Origin of the sequence: Nocardioides sp. NBC_00368 (assembly GCF_036090055.1) — a bacterium.
In the GTDB taxonomy this organism is placed as follows: domain Bacteria; phylum Actinomycetota; class Actinomycetes; order Propionibacteriales; family Nocardioidaceae; genus Nocardioides.
The window spans coordinates 5,593,478-5,609,898 of record NZ_CP107970.1; the positions used below are offsets into that span (position 1 = coordinate 5,593,478).

Sequence of the window (16,421 nt, forward strand, 5' to 3'; positions counted from 1 at the left end):
GGCGGTGTTCCGGTCGGTCAGCGCTGCTGCGCGATCATCGTGGCCAGTGCCTTCGCGCCGGCGGCGATGTCGTGGCCGAGGCGGACGGCGGGTTCGGGAGCATGGCTCTGCTGCGCGCCGCCGACGGCAACGACGAGATCGGAGCGGTGGTCACGCAGCGCGGTGATCACCGCGGCGGTGGCGGTGATGTCGGCGGTGGTGGGGATCGCCAGCACCACCGCGGCGAGGGCGGAATCGGAGACGACGCCCAGCCAGTCGTCGATCGGGAGGTCGGCCCCCAGGTAGTCGGTGTCCAAGCCGTGCCGCCGGGCGGCGACGGCGAAGGCGAGCAGGCCGATCTCGTGGCGGGTTCCGGGTGCCGTACCGAGGGCGACGCGGGGTCCGTGACCATGGGAGGCAGCCGCCTCGTAGGCGACGGCGAGGCGGCGCATCACCGCGTTCGAGGCCAGATGCTCACCGGCGATGCTGACCCTGCCGTCCGCCCAGGCGTCACCGAGCTCCTCCAGCGCGGGGAAGACGTGGTCGGCCATCACCGTCTCGAAGCCGCCGAGGGCGAACACCTCGTCGAGGGTCGCCGCCAGGTCGGCGGTGTCGAGCGCCGCCGCGGCGGCGGCCATCCTCCCGGCGAGGTCGGGGGAGAGGTGGGTGCGGCTCTCGCTGTCTCCGGCGTCCGCGGGCGTGGCGTGGGTGGGTTGCGCGCGGTCGAGCCGGATCGCCTCGGCGGCGGCCAGGCCCACCGACCAGCCCTGGTCGACCAGATGCTTCATCGAGCGCAGCACGGCGACATCGTGCTCGCCGTAGAGTCGATAGCCACTCTCGGACCGATGTGGCTCGATGACGCCGTATCGGCGCTCCCAGGCACGAAGTGTCGCGGTGGTGATGCCGACCCGCTGCGCTGCGTGCTTGATGGTGTACATCTGCTCGGCTACCGGCCCAGTCGGTCCAGGGTTGCGCGCAGCTGGTCGGATGCCTTGTCACCCAGGCGGGTGAAGGCGGGGGTCAGCAGTGGGGCCACCATCCTGGCCATGCCTTTCAGCTCGAACTCGGCCACGTAGCGTACAGATGTTCCGCCCGTGGCTGTCGGTACGAAGGTCATCGTGTCATGGGCGACGACGGTCTTGTTCTCCCCGCGTAGCGCGACCCGGGCGTCGGGCTCGTACGCCTCCACCACATAGGTGAGGTCGGTGTCGCGCCCGAGGAATCGAGAGGTGTTCGCGTACGCCGTCCCGACCCCGCCGTCGCCGGAGATGCGTTCGGTGCGCACCGTGCCCGGATCCCACTCCTCGGTGGTGGTGAAGTCGGCCAGGAAGGCGAACACCTGGGTGGTCGGTGCGGAGGTCTCCACGGTTCGATCGATTCTCATCATTGCGCCCCTTTCAAACCTTTGACATACCTTGTACAAAGATTGTACATTCGATCACCGGAATCAGCCAGTGGCAGTGCTGTCGCCTGACGAGGGAGTACCCATGAGCCGAACGGCCAAGACCCAGCGGCCGAGCGTCGCCGTGATCGGGGGCGGGGTCTCCGGTCTGACCGCGGCCCATCTCCTCGCGCGCACCCATGACGTCACCCTCTTCGAGTCGGAGCGGCGGCTCGGCGGCCACGCGCACACGCACGACGTCTCGTCCGCCTCGGGTGCCCGCCTCCGCGTGGACAGTGGCTTCATCGTGATGAACGAGCGCACCTATCCGAACCTGCTCCGCCTGTTCGCGGAGCTCGGCGTCGAGACCCGGCCGACCGAGATGAGCATGAGCATCGTCTGCGACGACTGCGGCCTGTCCTACGCCGGCGGCAAGGGACTGAGCGGCATCCTGGCCGACCCGGGTCGCCTCCGTGACCCACGCTTCGTCCGGATGCTGGCGCAGGTGCCGCGGTTCCACCGCCGTGCCCGCCGCCTGCTCGAGTCCGGGAGCGACCTGACCTGGCGCCAGTTCCTCGCCGAGGGCGGCTTCAGTGACTACTTCGTCCAGCACTTCGCGGTGCCGCTGGTCTCGTGCGTCTGGTCGTGCGGCGACGAGGACGCGGCCGCCTACCCGGCGAGGCACCTGTTCGCCTTCCTCGACCATCACGGGATGCTCCAGGTCACCGGGTCGCCCACGTGGCGCACGGTCGTTGGTGGCTCTCGCACCTACGTGGACAGGATCGCCGAACGGCTGGGCGACGTCCGTGTCGGTGAGCCGGTCACCGCTGTCGAGCGGCATGCCGATGGTGTGGAGGTACGCACCGAGGCCGGGTCCCGGCACTTCGACCGGGTGGTCGTGGCGACCCACGCGGACCAGGCCCTGAGGCTGCTGGTCGACGCCACGCCGGAGGAGAAGACGGACCTGGCCGCCATCAGATACTCACGCAACGAGACCTGGTTGCACCGCGACGCCACCCTGCTGCCGGACTCGCCACGCGCCCGGGCGTCGTGGAACTACCGCCTGGCCTCGTGCGGCGGCGGCGCCGACAAGGTGGTCGTCAGCTATTGGATGAATCGCCTTCAGGGTCTCGAGGACCGCGACGAGCACGTGGTGACGCTCAACGCGACCGAGCATGTCGATCCGGCGACGGTCACCGCGCGGATGACCTACGAGCACCCGGTCTTCACCACCGAGGCGGTCGCGGCGGCCGCGCGGCTGCGTACGGCCGGTGGGCCCCGGCTGGCCTTCGCCGGCGCCCATCTCGGCTGGGGCTTCCACGAGGACGGCTGTCGCTCCGGCGTGGAGGCGGCCGAGTCGTTCGGGGTGACCTGGTGATCCCGTCACCGGTCTTTCCCGAGGTGCCGGCGCTGGTCGTCGGTCATGTCAGCCACACCCGAGAGGTGCCGTTGCGGCACGCCTTCCGCCATCGGAGCTACCACTGGCTCATCGACGTCGATGATCCGCCGCGGCTCCCGTTCTGGCTGCGTCCGCTGGCCGGGTTCCGGGTCGAGGACCATCTCGACGCGGGCTCGTCGGGCCGTGGCGTACGTGGCGATCTCGGTGTGTTCCTCGCCTGCCGCGGCGTCGACCTGGCGCCGACCGATCGGGTGCTGATGCTGACGAACGCCCGGGTCCTGGGTCATGTCTTCAACCCCCTCACGGTCTTCTGGGTGCAGTCGGACGACGGTGTGCTGCGCGCGGTCGTCTTCGAGGTGCACAACACCTACGGCGAGCGCCATGCCTATCTGCTCGACGTCGATCGACACGGACGTGCCAGCACCGGCAAGGCCTTCTACGTCTCGCCGTTCAACGACGTGACCGGCACCTACGTGATCCAGCTGCAGCTCGACCCGGGACAGGTCGCGGTGACCGTCGGTCTCGACCGCGACGGTGCTCGTGTGCTGACGGCGACCACCCGCGGGACTCCGGAGCCCGCGACACGTCGCGCGCTGGTGCGGGTGAGTCTCTCCCATCTGCTGATGCCGCATCGGGTCAGCGCCCTCATCCGGTTCCACGGGATCCGGCTGTGGCTGCGCAGGTTGCCCGTCTTCCCTCGTCCGGCCCCTCCGAAGGAGACCACATCATGACCGCAGAGCCTGTGACGCTCGACCTGCCCGCGCACAGGGCACCGGCCGCCACCAAGAGCCTGCGAGCAGGCATCGCCAAGCAGATCCTGCGCCTGGCGACCCGGGAGGTTCCGGTCGACGTCGTGCTCCCCGACGGCAGCCTGCTCAACCGTCGTGCCGGCTCGCCCACCGCGGGAAGGCCGGGCATCGTGCTGCGGCGTCCGGAGTCGCTGTACGGCCGGCTCGCGGCGAACCCGAAGATCGGCCTCGGCGAGGCCTACACGGCGGGGGACTGGCACACCGCGGACGGCACCGATCTCGCCGACGCGCTGACTCCGTACGCCGAACGCCTCTCGAGGCTGGTCCCGGGCTGGATGCTGCGGCTGCGCCGCCTGGTCGACCAGCCCATACCCGCCGACCAGCGCGGCGCGGTCGAGGACTCCCAGGAGAACATCTCCGCCCATTACGACCTGGGCAACGACATGTTCGCAGCCTTCCTCGACCCCAGCCTCAGCTACAGCTCGGCCCTGTTCGACCGCACCCGTCCGCTCGCCGAGCAGGACCTGGAGGAGGCGCAGCTGCGCAAGGTCGGCGCCGCCCTCGACCTGGCGGGAGTCGGTGCCGGTGACGACGTGCTGGAGATCGGCACGGGATGGGGGACCCTCGCGATCGAGGCGGCCCGTCGCGGCGCTCGGGTCACCACCGTCACGCTGTCGGTCGAGCAGGCGGCGCTGGCCAGGGAGCGGATCGAGGAGGCCGGTCTCAGCGACCGCGTCGAGGTGCTGGTGCAGGACTACCGGCACGTCGTCGGCACCTTCGACGCCGTGGTCAGCGTGGAGATGATCGAGGCGGTCGGTGAGCGCTACTGGCCCGACTACTTCGCCGCCCTGTCGCGTCTGGTGCGTCCCGGCGGAGCCGTCGCCCTCCAGGCGATCGTGATGCCGCACCAGCGCTACCTGGCGACCCGCCACTCCTACGGCTGGATCCAGAAGCACATCTTCCCCGGCGGGCTGATCCCGTCCGAGACCGTCATCTCCGAACAGGCCGCCGAGGTCGGGCTGAGCGTGACCCGCACCGACAGGTTCGGAGCCGACTACGCCGAGACCCTGCGCCGCTGGCGCTCCGCCTTCCTCGCCGCGTGGCCGACGATCCGGTCGGACACCTTCGACGAGGAGTTCCGTCGCACCTGGGAGTTCTACCTGGCGTACTGCGAGGCGGGCTTCCGCACCGCGTGCATCGACGTCGCCCAGATCCGTCTGGAAGCCGCCGAGGGGAAGCGCACATGACGACGTCGCTGATGTGGTTCCGACGAGACCTGCGGCTGGGGGACCATCCGGCACTGCAGGCGGCGGCAGCCGCCGGGCGGGTGGTACCGCTGTTCGTGCTCGACCCGCGCCTGGCCGGCACCGGGCCACGGTGGGAACGACTCCTCGCCTCGCTCGCCGCGCTGCGCGAGGAGACGGGTGACGCGCTGGTCATCCGTCACGGCGACCCGGCCGAGGTGGTGCCGCAGGTTGCGGCGGAGGCCGGGGCGAGCCAGGTGCACGTCTCGACCGAGACGACCCCCTACGGCCGGCGCCGCGACGCGGCGGTGGAGAAGCGCCTGGCGGCCGACGGCATCGAGATGATCGGCACCGGCAGCTCCTACGCCGTGACGCCGGGCCGGATCCTGAACACGTCCGGAGCGCCCTACCGCGTCTTCACCCCCTTCCTGCGGGCCTGGCGTGAGCACGGCTGGAGAGCGCCTGCGGGGGATCCCCAGGTCGAGTGGACGACCGAGGTCGGATCGGACCCGCTGCCGGAGCATCCCGACGAGGAGGCCGGCGAGCGCGCTGCGCTCCAGCGCTGGGAGGACTTCTGTGAGGAGGACCTGGCCGGCTACGCCGAGGCCCGGGACCGACCCGACCTCGATCGGACCAGCCGCATCTCGACGGCACTGAAGTTCGGCGAGATCCACCCGCGTACGCTCCTGGCGGATCTGGGTGAGCTCGCGCACGGTGCCTCCGGAGAGGACGTCGAGCGCTACGTCGCGGAGCTCGCCTGGCGCGAGTTCTACGCCGACGTGCTCTGGCACGATCCCCGATCGGCCTGGCGTGACCTGCGCGACGACCTGCGTGGCATGCGCTACGACGAGGACGAGGCGCTGCTGGAGGCATGGAAGTCGGGCACCACCGGCTATCCGTTCGTCGACGCCGGCATGCGCCAGCTGCTCGCGGAGGGCTGGATGCACAACCGGGTGCGGATGGTCGTCGCGAGCTTCCTGGCGAAGGATCTGCACATGTGGTGGCCGCTCGGGGCCCGGCACTTCATGGACCACCTCCGCGACGGCGACCTGGCCTCCAACAGCCACGGTTGGCAGTGGGTCGCCGGCACCGGGACAGACGCCGCGCCGTACTTCAGGGTCTTCAACCCGGTCACCCAGGGTCGTCGGTTCGACCCGCAGGGCGACTACGTCCGACGCTGGGTCCCCGAGCTTCGGCACCTTCCCGGCGCGGCGGCCCATGAACCCTGGCGCCACTCCGATGGAATGGCCAACGGCTATCCGGAACGCATCGTCGACCATGCCGAGGAGCGGCGCGAAGCGCTCTCCCGGCTGGCAGAGGTGAAGGATGTAGGCACATGAGTCAGGCATCTGGGTCACCGGACCACGGCATCGACCGTGTGCTCGACCGTACGGTCGTGCTCGGCTACTCCCGTCTCGGCTTCGCGATCCGTCGCCGCGGCTGGGCCGAGGGGGACCCGCGCCGGGGAGCGCTGACGGGACGGACCGCCATCGTCACCGGCGGTGCCGGCGGGCTCGGCGAGGCGACCGTGCTGGGGCTGGCCCGTCTCGGCGCGCGCGTGCACGTCCTCGTGCGCTCGCCCGAGCGCGCGGCGCCCGCGGTCGCGCGGATCGAGCGGCTGCTGCGCCGCGAGGGGCTGGTCCCCGATCTCCGGGTGGAGCACTGCGACGTCTCCGACCCGGCGATGATCGACGCGTTCGCCGACGACTTCTGTGCGCGTGAGGACGGCAGCACCGCCCTCGACGTGCTGGTGCACAACGCGGGGGTGATGCCGCCCGAGCGGACGGAGTCGGTCGACGGCCACGAGCTGTCCGTCGCCACCCACGTGCTCGGGCCTATCCGGCTGACCGAGCGCCTGCTGCCCGCGCTGCGCCGTTCGGAGCGCGGCGCCAGGGTGGTCTTCGTCGCCTCCGGTGGGATGTACACCCAGCCGCTTCCCGTGGGCGACCCCGAGTTCGAGCACGGCACCTACCAAGGTGCCGTGGCGTACGCGCGGTCCAAGCGCATGCAGGTGGAGCTGGCGCCGATCCTGGACCGGCGATGGTCCCCGGACCGGATCTCCACCTCGGTCATGCATCCCGGCTGGGCGGACACGCCGGGCCTGGCCCGATCGCTCCCCGCCTTCCGTACGTCGACCCGGCTGCTGCTGCGTACGCCCGAGGCGGGCGCGGACACGTCGGTGTGGCTCGCCGCCACGGATCCTGCTCCGCCGTCGGGCGCCTTCTGGCACGATCGCCGGCAGCGTCCCACGAGCTATCGGGCGTCGACGCATCCCGGTGACGGCGAGACCGAGAAGCTGTGGAGATGGGCGGCAGCCGCCGCCGGCCTGGAGAGGCCCTAGCCCGATGTCACTCGACGAATCCTCATCTCTACCGAAAGGCCTGACCATGCGGTCCGCGCTGGCACGTCTCGCCCACATCACCACGAGCAAGGCCTCAGCCTGGGTGGTCCTGGTGATCACGGTCGTCCTGACCGGCGTCGTGATGGCCCTGGGTTCCTCGCTGGGGTCCACCACCTCGGCCCCCGACCCGCTGCCGGCGGACGCCGAGTCGGCCCGTGTCGCGGAGCTCCAGCAGAGCTTTCCGGGAGGCGACGTGCTGCCCGCGGTGGCCGTGGTCGAGCGTACGGGCGGGCTCACCGCAGAGGACCGGGCCTGGGTCGCCGAGGTGTCGCAGCGCTGGGCCGAGATCGCCCGGAACGAGGTCTCCCCGCCGATCCCGGCGACGGACGGCGACGCGCTGATCGTCGCCATCGACGTCGACGCCGACGTCACCGGGCTCGAGCTCACCGAGCTCGTCGGCGAGCTTCGGGACACGGTCGCCGAGGACCGGCCCGACGGCCTCGTGGTCGAGCTCACCGGCGGTGCCGCCTTCGCCGCCGACATCTCCTCGGCGTTCGAGGGGGCCGACCTGCGCCTGCTTCTCGTCACGGCCGGTGTCGTCGCCCTCCTGCTGATCCTGACCTATCGCTCGCCGGTGCTGTGGCTCGTACCCCTGATCGTGGTCGCGGTGGCCGACCGCACCGCGTCGGTGGTCACCCAGATCGTCGCCGACTGGACGGGCAGCGGGCTCGACGGCTCGACCTCGGGTATCACCAGCGTGCTCGTCTTCGGCGCCGGCACGAACTATGCGCTGCTGCTGGTCTCGCGCTACCGCGAGGAGCTCCGTCGGCACGCGCACCACCGCGAGGCCCTCGCCGCGGCGGTCCGTGGTTCGGGCGAGGCGATCGTGGCCAGCAACCTCACCGTCGTGCTCGCGCTGCTGGTGCTCGTGTTCAGCGTCGCGCCCAACACCCGGTCCCTGGGGGTCTCGGCTGCGATCGGTCTGCTGGTCGCCCTGCTCTTCGCGCTCTTCGCACTGCCTGCCGCGCTGTCGTTGTTCGGTCGTGGCCTCTTCTGGCCGTTCGTACCCCGCAACGGCGACGACGAGAAGACCCGCGACGGTGTCTGGTTCCGGATCGCCCGCACCGTGGTGAGCCGCCCGGCAGCAGTGCTGGCGGTGGCCGCGGTGATCCTCGGGGTCCTCGCCTCCGGGCTCCTGGGCGTCAAGGTCGGGCTCTCGCAGACCGACCAGTTCCGTGTCGAGGCCGAGTCCGTCGACGGTCTGGAGACCCTCTCGAAGCACTTCCCGCCCGGCGCCTCCGACCCGGTGACGATCGTGGTCGGAGCCGACGAGGCCGACGCCGTGCTCGCGCAGGTCAACCAGATGGACGGCGTCGACAGCGCGCGCCCGTCGGGCGAGAGCGGCGACCTGGTGAAGATCACCGCGACGCTTGATGACGCACCAGCCACACCGGAGAGCATCGAGACGATCGAGACGATGCGCAGCGAGCTGGCCGGGACCGGTGCTCTCGTCGGCGGCAGCGTGGCCAAGGACCTGGACAGCCGGAACGGTGCCGAGCGTGATCTGAAGGTCGTCGTGCCGATGATCCTGCTGGTGGTGCTGCTGGTGCTCTTCGCGGTGCTGCGGTCGATCGTGACTCCCCTGGTGCTCGTCACCATCAGCGTGATCGCCACCTTCTCCGCCCTCGGCCTGGGTGCGTGGATGAGCACGCATGTCTTCGGGTTCCCCGCGCTCGACGTCAGCACACCGATCTACGCCTTCCTGTTCCTGGTGGCGCTCGGCGTCGACTACACGGTGTTCCTCGTCCTGCGTGCGAAGGAGGAGACCGCCGAGCACGACACCGTCGATGCGATGGTCATGGCGGTCGGGCTGACCGGTGGCGTCATCACCAGCGCCGGCATCGTGCTGGCCTCGGTGTTCGCGGTGCTGGGCGTGCTGCCGCTGATCACGCTGACTCAGGTGGGCCTGATCGTGGGTCTGGGCATCCTGCTGGACACCTTCCTCGTCCGCACCGTGGTCGTGCCCGCGGTCTTCGCGCTGGTCGGCGACAGGATCTGGTGGCCGGCGGCGGTCGCTCGCCGGCACACCAAGAAGGTCGAGCCGCCGGTCAACGACCCGCGGTGAGGACCCTCGCGGCCTCGCGCGCGGCGGTGGCGTTGAGCACGCCGGCGCGCGAGCCCGCGAGCTTGGCGGCGATGTGCTCGTCGACCGTGACGTCACGGTAGAGGCGCGGGTGCTCGTCGTCGACGAACCCCGGCAGTGGACCGATCACCGCCTCGGCGTCGCCGTCGAAGAAGTACGCAGCCGACCGGCGTCGCCGGATGGTGCCACCGACGATCGGCGGCTTGACCCGGTGCAGGGTCGAGAGCCACTGCTCGTTGGTCAGCCGGGTGGTGAGGTCGCCGAGGTTGATCAGCAGCGCCCCGTCGGCCGGGCTGACGTCGTGCCACTCGCCACCGTGCAGGACCTGCAGCCCCTTGACCCGGTCGGCCCACAGGATCGTGACGATCCCGTAGTCGGTGTGCTCGCCCATCCCGATCATGTCCTCGTCGACCTCGACGCGGGTGCCCTCGGGCAGGGCGTAGTTGTTCATCCGCAGGACCTCGATCGGATGAGCCGCCAGGCTTGCGATCGCGCCGCGCTGAAGGTCGAGCGCGTCCTCGAAGATCGTGACCATGGTGCGCGCGACCCGGGCGGCCTCGGCTCGCCAGGCGTCGACCCGCGCCTGGAAGCCCGGGACCGCCGGCCAGGTGTTCTCCGCGTAGTGCGCCTCGACGAGCTCGTCCTCGGGGTGGTCGGAGATCGACGAGCCGACGTTGAACGCCTCGAAGAAGTCCTTCATCCGGGTCTCGGACTGCACGCCGGCGCTGAGGGCGAGCGTCTCCGACTTCGGCGGGGTGTAGCCACGGTTCTCGGCAGCCGGGCGGCGCCACCGGCTCTTCTCCGCCGTCGGCAGGGCGAAGAAGTCGTCCATCGCCGAGGCGAGACCCTCGGCCGTAGAAGGCGCGACGCCGTGGCCGAGGATCTGGATGAAGCCGATCTCACGGCAGGCGGTGTCGATCGCGGCGGCCACGGCCGCCAACTCCTCGGGCGTCCCGCCCTGGACGTACGCAGCGATGTCGACGGCAGGGACGTGGAAAGTGCTCACAGATGCTCTCCTAGCAGGCGCAGACGGTTGGTCGTGCCCGGAGGTGTCCGCTTTCCCGGCCTGGAGGCCTTGCTGTCCGTTGAACTCGGGCTCCACCACAGTAGTGCGCCGAGGTTTCGGTGCTATTTCGGACCGAGGTGCTCGTCGAAGAACGCGAAGATGCGTCGCCAGGCATCCTCCGCCTCGGGCTCGGAGTAGTTGTAGCCGACCACCCGTTCCAGGGTGGGGACCGGGCGGGGGAAGCCCCATTCGTTCATGAAGCTGTGGCCGACGTCCGGGTACTCCTTCAGGTCGCGGGGCACGTCGCCCGCGGCGAGCGCCGCCTCGACCTTGTGCACGGCGCCGGGCAGCATGCGGTCCTTGGCGCCGAAGCTCGCGACCATCGGGCATGAGGAGCTCAGCTCGGACAGGTCCCTCGGCAGCACCCCGTAGTTCGGTGCCGCCGCGTCGAAGATGCCCCGGGGAGCCAGCAGGAGCGTGAAGCCGCCGCCCATGCAGAAGCCGACGATGCCGACCTTGCCGGTGCAGCGGGGGTCGGCGGCGAGGTGGTCGCGGGCGGCGATCAGGTCGTCGACCGCGGTGCCCTTGCCGGTCACCAGCGACTTCATCGTGCTGACGACGCATCCGACCTTCGGGCCGCGATGGTAGAGCGACGGGGTCAGCGCCAGGTAGCCGTTGGCGGCGATCCGGTCGCCGATCCGCTGAACGTCCGACGCCACGCCCATGAGGTCCTGCACGACGACCACGCCGGGCCAGGGGCCGTCGCCGTCGGGCACCGACAGATGGCCACGGGTCGGCCCCGCGGGAGCCGCATAGTCGATCATCGACATCTCATCACCTCGGGCGCTCATCCTTGCAGGTCGAGCGCCCGAGGTGCGATCAGTCCACCTTGGAGGGGTGTTTCGCCAGCGGGGTGACCTGCACGTCCATGTAGGGGAACAGCGGCAGGCCGGAGAGGATCTGGTGGAGCTCGTCGTGGGACTCGACGTCGAAGACCGAGAAGTTCGCGTACTCCCCGGCGATGCGCCACAGGTGCGGCCACTTCCCGGCGCGCTGGAGCTCCTGGGCGTAGGCCTTCTCGCGGGCGATCGTGTCGTCGCGGACGTCCGGATCCAGGTCGTGCGGGATCCGGACGTCCATGCGTACGTGATAGAGCATCAGCCGCGAACCGGGTCGAGGACGAAGCCGTAGTCGACGTTGACGGAGCCGTCCTCGTTGGCGACGGGCGCGAGCACGAGCTCGGGCTTGACCGCCGAGGCGATGTCGTCGTCGTTGTGCTCGTCACCGGGGAAGTAGAGCTGGGCGGTGAGGAGCTCGTGGCCCGGGGCCGACACCTTGACGTGCAGGTGGGCCGGACGCCAGGCGTGCCAGCCGGCGGCAGCGATGAGCTTGCCGCAGGAGCCGTCGGTCGGGATCTGGTAGGGCGCTGGCTGGATCGTGTGGATCTCGAAGGCGCCGTCGGCACCGACGGTGAAGCTGCCGCGCAGGTTCCACTCCGGGATGCCGGGGGCGAACTGGGAGTAGAAGCCGTCGGCGTCGGCGTGCCAGAGCTCGACCTTGGCGCCGTCGAGCGGGGTGCCGTCGGTCGAGGTGATCGTGCCGGTCCAGGTCAGCGGGGTGCCGGACTCGCCCTCGCGCATCGGGATGGTGCCGTTGGCACCCTGCTCCGGGGCCTCGGGGACGTAGTAGGGGCCCTCGATGGTGCCCTTGTTGCCCTCGCGGTGCTCGGTGGCGACCTTCTCGATCTCGTGCTCGACCCAGACGTCGAGGAAGAGCGGCCACTCGCCGTCCTTGCCGACCTGGATCAGCCACGCCTTGAGCGCGTTGTACTCGTCGTAGCTGACCTTCTCCTCGCGGATCGTGTCGTAGACGGCGTTGAGCACGCGCTTGGCGAGCCGGTCGACGCGCTCGGGCGGGGTGTCCTTGACGGCGTCGAAGGGCGACTTGTCGGCGGCGAACCGCTCGGTGGCGGAGGCGCCCGAGGCGGCCGCGGTGGCTGCCTCGGCGGACTCGAGGGTCTGGTCGGTGGTCATGAGTGTGTCCTCTCGTGTTGCGGTGTGGGGTCCGGTGTTCAGTTGTCGGTGCGGTAGCGATCCAGCTTCTCCGGATCGATCTCGACCCCGAGGCCGGCACCAGGACGTACGGCGAGCTCGCCGTCGCGGATCTCGAGCGGCTCGGTGAGCAGGTCATCGGCCATGTCGAGGAAGTTGGAGAGCTCACCGGCCCGGCGGGAGGTGAGCCGGTGGGCCGCGCCGAAGGCGATCGAGCAGGCGCTGCCGAGCTGGCCGTCGATCTGGTTGCCCATCACGACCTCCAGCCCGAGACCCTCGGCCAGATGGAGCACCTGCTGCGACCCGGTGAAGCCGGTGCGCGCGGTCTTGATGCTGATGGCGGTGGCGGAGCCACCGAGCACCTCGCGGGTCACGTCGGCCGCCGTCGGCACCGACTCGTCGGCGATGAACGGCACGTCGACCTGGCTGACCAGCCAGCGCCGCCCGAGCACGTCGTCGGCCGGGTTGAGCTCCTCGGCGAAGAGCAGGTCCAGGTCGGCCATCTGCTTCATCGCGCGGGCGGACTCGGCCGCGGTCCAGCCGCGGTTGCCGTCGACGTACAGCTCGATCTCGGCGCCGAACCGTTCCCGCAGGGCACGGACGACGGCGGTGTCGAGCTCGATGGGGGAGCGGCCGACCTTCACCTTGAACGTCGAGATCCCGTACGTCTCCCGCATCCGCTCCGCCTCGGCGACCATCGCCTCGGGCGAGTCGAAGCCGAGCATGTGCGAGACGCGCATCCGGTCGGTGAAGGCGCCGAGGAGGTCGACGACCCGCAGGTCGAGGGTCTTGCCGAGGGCGTCCCACATGGCCATGTCGACTGCGGCCTTTGCGGTGGGGTTGCCGACGGTGCGCTCCATCAGCGCGCGGGCGGTCTCCCGCTCGAGCAGGGTGAGCCCGGCGAGCTGCGGGGCGAAGAGCTGGTCGATCACGGCGATGATCCCGGCCTGGGTCTCGCCGTAGGTGAACGGCCGCGGCGGCGCCTCGGCGACGCCCACGACACCGTCGTCGGTGTGGACCCGGACCAGCACGTGCTGGGCGGTGTGGACCTCGCCGGAGGCGAAGCGCAGCGGTTTGCGGTAGGGGATGGCGAACGGGATCGCCTCGACCTTGGTGATCTTCATGACCGGGGAGCTTCCAGACGGGGTGCGGTGAACAGGTCGGCTGCCTCGAGGATCTCGATGACGGCGTCGACGACGGGGTTGTCGTCGTCGGTGCGGTAGGCGAGGGAGAGCTCGACGCTGCCCGCGTCGAGCAGGTCTCGGAAGACCACGCCCTCCAGCGGGAGGGCACGGACCGAGGCCGGGACGACCGCGACGCCGAGGCCCGCGGCGACCAGCGCCAGCAGGACCGCGGTGCTCGGCGCCTCGTGCTCGCGGCGCGGCACGAACCCGGCCTCGCGGCAGCTGCGCAGGACGGCTTCGTTGACCGCGGAGTCGCGGGCGCTGTAGGCGATGAACGGCTCGGTGCGCAGGTCGGCGAGCGCCACGACCGGCTCGACGGCGAGCCGGTGGTCGAGGGGGATGGCGAGGGCGAGGGGCTCGACCTCGAGGGTGCGCAGGGTCAGCCCCTCGCCGACGGCCGGCGGCCGCAGTACGCCGAGGTCGAGCGCCCCGCTCTGCAGCCGCTCGCACTGGGCCGGCGTGAGCAGGTCGGCGTGGATCTCGAGCGCCACCCCGGGCAGCTCGCGCTTGACCACCCGGGCGATGCCGGGCAGGTGCGAGAACGACGCGGTGCCGGTCAGGCCCAGGCGCACCAGGCCGTGGCGGCCGGCCCCGATGCGGCGTACGCCTCGGACGCTGTCGTCGACGGCGGCCAGGACCCGCGCGGCCTCGGTGCGCAGGAACTCGCCGGCGGGGGTGAGGGAGACCTGGCGGGTCGTCCGGGTGAACAGGGTGACGTCGAGCTCGGACTCGAGCTGGCGGATCGCCTGGGAGAGCGCCGGCTGGGCGATGTGCAGCTGTGCCGCGGCCTGTCCGAAGTGACAGGTCTCGGCGACCGCGGCGAAGTACCGCAGGTGGCGTAGCTCCATGAAGCGCTCCTCACGAGGTGGTGACGACCGCCACACTAGGCCCGCGATAGATAAACAACAAGGACGAAACAGACGCCTATTGATTGATCTGAATGATCAATGGATGCCTAGGTCGGAACTGGGCATTCGCCTGGTGTGACGGCCGCCACTCCTTGCGAAGGTGTGGTGACCGTCACCCGTTGGAGGCATCACATGACCGCACCGCTCACCGAGAGCCTGGGCCACATCGAGAACGTCCTGGCGGACGCCGTGGTCGAGGACCGCGAGGCCGGGATCTACCGCGCCAACCGCCGGATCTTCACCGACGAGGAGATCTTCGAGCTGGAGATGAAGCACATCTTCGAGGGCAACTGGATCTACCTCGCCCACGAGAGTCAGGTGCCGAACCCCGGCGACTACCTCACCACCTACATCGGTCGGCAGCCGGTCGTGATCACCCGCGACAAGGACGGCGAGCTGCACTGCATGATCAACGCCTGCGCCCACCGCGGCGCGATGCTGTGCCGGCGCAAGACCGACAACCGGATGACGCTGACCTGCCCGTTCCACGGCTGGACGTTCCGCAACGACGGCACCTTGCTCAAGGTCAAGGACCCCGACGACGCCGGCTACCCGGAGAGCTTCAACACCGAGGGCTCCCACAACCTCACCCACGTGGCGCGCTTCGACAGCTATCGGGGCTTCCTGTTCGGCTCGCTCAACGAGGACGTGCTCCCGCTGGACGAGCACCTCGGCGACACCGTCAAGGTCATCGACATGCTCGTCGACCAGTCGCCCGACGGGCTCGAGGTGCTGCGCGGTGCCTCGACCTACACCTACGACGGCAACTGGAAGGTGCAGGCGGAGAACGGCGCCGACGGCTACCACGTCACCGCGACGCACTGGAACTACGCCGCCACCACCTCGCGCCGCAACACCGGTGAGTCGAAGAACACCACCAAGACCGTCGACGCCGGCAGCTGGGGCAAGGCCGGGGGTGGCTACTGGTCCTACCCGAACGGCCACCTGTGCCTGTGGACCTGGGCGGCCAACCCGGCCGACCGGCCGCTGTGGGACCAGATGGACACGCTCAAGGAGAAGTTCGGCGACGCCAAGGGCGAGTTCATGGTCAAGGGTTCCCGCAACCTGCTGCTCTACCCGAACGTGTATCTGATGGACCAGTTCTCGACCCAGATCCGGCACTTCCGGCCGATCTCGGTCGACAAGACCGAGGTCACCATCTACTGCATCGCCCCGAAGGGCGAGAGCCCCGAGTCGCGCGCCTGGCGGATCCGGCAGTACGAGGACTTCTTCAACGCCTCCGGCATGGCCACGCCCGACGACCTGGAGGAGTTCCGCTCCTGCTACGTGACGTACCAGGCCTCCGCAGCGCCGTGGAACGACATGAGCCGCGGTGCCGAACACTGGCTCACCGGGCCCGACGAGGTCGCCGAGGCGCTGGAGATGCCGGGCGTCATCTCGGCCGGTGCGAAGAACGAGGACGAGGGCCTGTACCCGGTCATGCACGCCCAGTGGGCCGAGCAGATGCGTACGGCCATCGCGAACGAGAAGGGTGAGTGACGATGACGATCACGCAGCAGAACATCGCGACCGGGGCGAAGCTGATCACCCAGAACTCGATCGAGCAGTTCCTCTACCGCGAGGCGCGCTTCCTCGACGACCGCGAGTTCGAGAAGTGGCTCGAGTGCTACGCCGACGACGTCGTCTACTGGATGCCCTGCTGGGACGACGCCGACCTCCTCACCGAGGACCCGCAGACCGAGATGTCCCTCATCTACTACCCCAACAAGGGTGGTCTGGAGGACCGCGTCTTCCGGATCCGTACGGAGCGGTCCTCGGCGACCTCGCTGCCGGAGCCGCGTACGTCCCACAGCATCAGCAACGTCGAGGTCATCGAGCGCCGCGGCGACCTGGTCGACGTGCGCTTCAACTGGCACACCATGTACTTCCGCTACAAGACCGTCGACCCCTACTACGGCACGTCGTTCTACACCATCGACTTCTCCGGAGAGCAGCCGTTGATCCGCCGCAAGACCGTGGTGCTGAAGAACGACTACATCCACCACGTCGTCGACATCTACCACGTCTGAGGCGCG

The 16,421-nt window shown here is 70.0% G+C and carries 16 protein-coding genes; 8 read left to right on the forward strand and 8 right to left on the reverse strand.

Going from position 1 to position 16,421, the window contains the following annotated elements:
* Window positions 1-17 precede the first annotated feature (17 nt).
* Both OG984_RS26770 and OG984_RS26775 read right to left on the reverse strand, forming a co-directional pair.
* Window positions 18-917 (reverse strand): MerR family transcriptional regulator, encoded by a 900-nt coding sequence (locus OG984_RS26770; protein ID WP_328529131.1) that lies wholly within the window; start codon window positions 915-917, stop codon window positions 18-20.
* A gap of 8 nt (window positions 918-925) precedes the next feature.
* On the reverse strand, window positions 926-1,363 hold the full coding sequence (locus tag OG984_RS26775; protein ID WP_328529132.1) for an SRPBCC family protein: 438 nt from the start codon (window positions 1,361-1,363) through the stop codon (window positions 926-928).
* A 103-nt stretch (window positions 1,364-1,466) separates the two neighbouring features.
* Between OG984_RS26775 and OG984_RS26780 the strand changes: the two genes are divergently transcribed.
* The 6 genes from OG984_RS26780 to OG984_RS26805 are packed head-to-tail and all read left to right on the forward strand — an operon-like array spanning window position 1,467 to window position 9,218.
* Window positions 1,467-2,738 carry an NAD(P)/FAD-dependent oxidoreductase gene (locus tag OG984_RS26780; protein ID WP_328529133.1) on the forward strand — a complete coding sequence of 424 codons (1,272 nt, stop codon included), beginning with the start codon at window positions 1,467-1,469 and terminating at the stop codon, window positions 2,736-2,738.
* On the forward strand, window positions 2,735-3,490 hold the full coding sequence (locus OG984_RS26785) for a DUF1365 domain-containing protein (RefSeq protein ID WP_328529134.1): 756 nt from the start codon (window positions 2,735-2,737) through the stop codon (window positions 3,488-3,490). Before OG984_RS26780 ends, OG984_RS26785 begins: the two co-directional genes overlap by 4 nt.
* Entirely contained in the window at window positions 3,487-4,755 is a 1,269-nt protein-coding gene (locus tag OG984_RS26790) for a cyclopropane-fatty-acyl-phospholipid synthase family protein (RefSeq protein ID WP_328529135.1), read from the forward strand. The genes OG984_RS26785 and OG984_RS26790 overlap by 4 nt, the downstream gene beginning before the upstream one ends.
* Window positions 4,752-6,092, forward strand: coding sequence for a cryptochrome/photolyase family protein (locus OG984_RS26795; protein WP_328529136.1), 1,341 nt, complete (start codon window positions 4,752-4,754; stop codon window positions 6,090-6,092). Before OG984_RS26790 ends, OG984_RS26795 begins: the two co-directional genes overlap by 4 nt.
* The gene (locus OG984_RS26800; RefSeq protein ID WP_328529137.1) at window positions 6,089-7,093 is read left to right on the forward strand and encodes an SDR family NAD(P)-dependent oxidoreductase; all 1,005 of its coding nucleotides are present in this window, start codon (window positions 6,089-6,091) and stop codon (window positions 7,091-7,093) included. The genes OG984_RS26795 and OG984_RS26800 overlap by 4 nt, the downstream gene beginning before the upstream one ends.
* A 46-nt stretch (window positions 7,094-7,139) precedes the next feature.
* Window positions 7,140-9,218 carry an MMPL family transporter gene (locus tag OG984_RS26805; protein ID WP_328529138.1) on the forward strand — a complete coding sequence of 693 codons (2,079 nt, stop codon included), beginning with the start codon at window positions 7,140-7,142 and terminating at the stop codon, window positions 9,216-9,218.
* On the opposite strand, the gene OG984_RS26810 is transcribed toward OG984_RS26805, so the two are convergent.
* The 6 genes from OG984_RS26810 to OG984_RS26835 form a co-directional block, all read right to left on the reverse strand.
* Entirely contained in the window at window positions 9,202-10,242 is a 1,041-nt protein-coding gene (locus tag OG984_RS26810) for an isopenicillin N synthase family dioxygenase (RefSeq protein ID WP_328529139.1), read from the reverse strand. The two genes, OG984_RS26805 and OG984_RS26810, sit on opposite strands and share 17 nt — an antisense overlap.
* Before the next feature lie 122 nt (window positions 10,243-10,364).
* Window positions 10,365-11,072, reverse strand: a complete 708-nt coding sequence (locus OG984_RS26815) for a dienelactone hydrolase family protein (RefSeq protein ID WP_328529140.1) — start codon at window positions 11,070-11,072, stop codon at window positions 10,365-10,367.
* 49 nt (window positions 11,073-11,121) lie between these two features.
* The gene (gene catC, locus OG984_RS26820; protein WP_008361945.1) at window positions 11,122-11,400 is read right to left on the reverse strand and encodes a muconolactone Delta-isomerase; all 279 of its coding nucleotides are present in this window, start codon (window positions 11,398-11,400) and stop codon (window positions 11,122-11,124) included.
* Complete coding sequence (gene catA, locus OG984_RS26825; protein WP_328529141.1) at window positions 11,400-12,275, reverse strand: catechol 1,2-dioxygenase; 876 nt, start codon at window positions 12,273-12,275, stop codon at window positions 11,400-11,402. Before catA ends, catC begins: the two co-directional genes overlap by 1 nt.
* 38 nt (window positions 12,276-12,313) lie before the next feature.
* Window positions 12,314-13,417, reverse strand: coding sequence for a mandelate racemase/muconate lactonizing enzyme family protein (locus OG984_RS26830; protein WP_328529142.1), 1,104 nt, complete (start codon window positions 13,415-13,417; stop codon window positions 12,314-12,316).
* Window positions 13,414-14,325 carry a LysR substrate-binding domain-containing protein gene (locus OG984_RS26835; RefSeq protein WP_328529143.1) on the reverse strand — a complete coding sequence of 304 codons (912 nt, stop codon included), beginning with the start codon at window positions 14,323-14,325 and terminating at the stop codon, window positions 13,414-13,416. The genes OG984_RS26830 and OG984_RS26835 overlap by 4 nt, the downstream gene beginning before the upstream one ends.
* A gap of 192 nt (window positions 14,326-14,517) precedes the next feature.
* Between OG984_RS26835 and benA the strand changes: the two genes are divergently transcribed.
* Complete coding sequence (gene benA, locus OG984_RS26840; RefSeq protein ID WP_328529144.1) at window positions 14,518-15,885, forward strand: benzoate 1,2-dioxygenase large subunit; 1,368 nt, start codon at window positions 14,518-14,520, stop codon at window positions 15,883-15,885.
* 2 nt (window positions 15,886-15,887) lie between these two features.
* The gene (gene benB, locus OG984_RS26845; protein ID WP_328529145.1) at window positions 15,888-16,415 is read left to right on the forward strand and encodes a benzoate 1,2-dioxygenase small subunit; all 528 of its coding nucleotides are present in this window, start codon (window positions 15,888-15,890) and stop codon (window positions 16,413-16,415) included.
* Window positions 16,416-16,421: the final 6 nt, after the last annotated feature.

Coding starts and splice junctions, on each gene's coding strand:
- OG984_RS26770 (WP_328529131.1), bottom strand. CDS start 917: ATGTACACCATCAAGCACGCAGCGCAGCGGGTCGGCATCACCACCGCG.
- OG984_RS26775 (WP_328529132.1), bottom strand. CDS start 1,363: ATGAGAATCGATCGAACCGTGGAGACCTCCGCACCGACCACCCAGGTG.
- OG984_RS26780 (WP_328529133.1), top strand. CDS start 1,467: ATGAGCCGAACGGCCAAGACCCAGCGGCCGAGCGTCGCCGTGATCGGG.
- OG984_RS26790 (WP_328529135.1), top strand. CDS start 3,487: ATGACCGCAGAGCCTGTGACGCTCGACCTGCCCGCGCACAGGGCACCG.
- OG984_RS26795 (WP_328529136.1), top strand. CDS start 4,752: ATGACGACGTCGCTGATGTGGTTCCGACGAGACCTGCGGCTGGGGGAC.
- OG984_RS26800 (WP_328529137.1), top strand. CDS start 6,089: ATGAGTCAGGCATCTGGGTCACCGGACCACGGCATCGACCGTGTGCTC.
- OG984_RS26805 (WP_328529138.1), top strand. CDS start 7,140: ATGCGGTCCGCGCTGGCACGTCTCGCCCACATCACCACGAGCAAGGCC.
- OG984_RS26815 (WP_328529140.1), bottom strand. CDS start 11,072: ATGTCGATGATCGACTATGCGGCTCCCGCGGGGCCGACCCGTGGCCAT.
- catC (WP_008361945.1), bottom strand. CDS start 11,400: ATGCTCTATCACGTACGCATGGACGTCCGGATCCCGCACGACCTGGAT.
- catA (WP_328529141.1), bottom strand. CDS start 12,275: ATGACCACCGACCAGACCCTCGAGTCCGCCGAGGCAGCCACCGCGGCC.
- OG984_RS26830 (WP_328529142.1), bottom strand. CDS start 13,417: ATGAAGATCACCAAGGTCGAGGCGATCCCGTTCGCCATCCCCTACCGC.
- OG984_RS26835 (WP_328529143.1), bottom strand. CDS start 14,325: ATGGAGCTACGCCACCTGCGGTACTTCGCCGCGGTCGCCGAGACCTGT.
- benA (WP_328529144.1), top strand. CDS start 14,518: ATGACCGCACCGCTCACCGAGAGCCTGGGCCACATCGAGAACGTCCTG.
- benB (WP_328529145.1), top strand. CDS start 15,888: ATGACGATCACGCAGCAGAACATCGCGACCGGGGCGAAGCTGATCACC.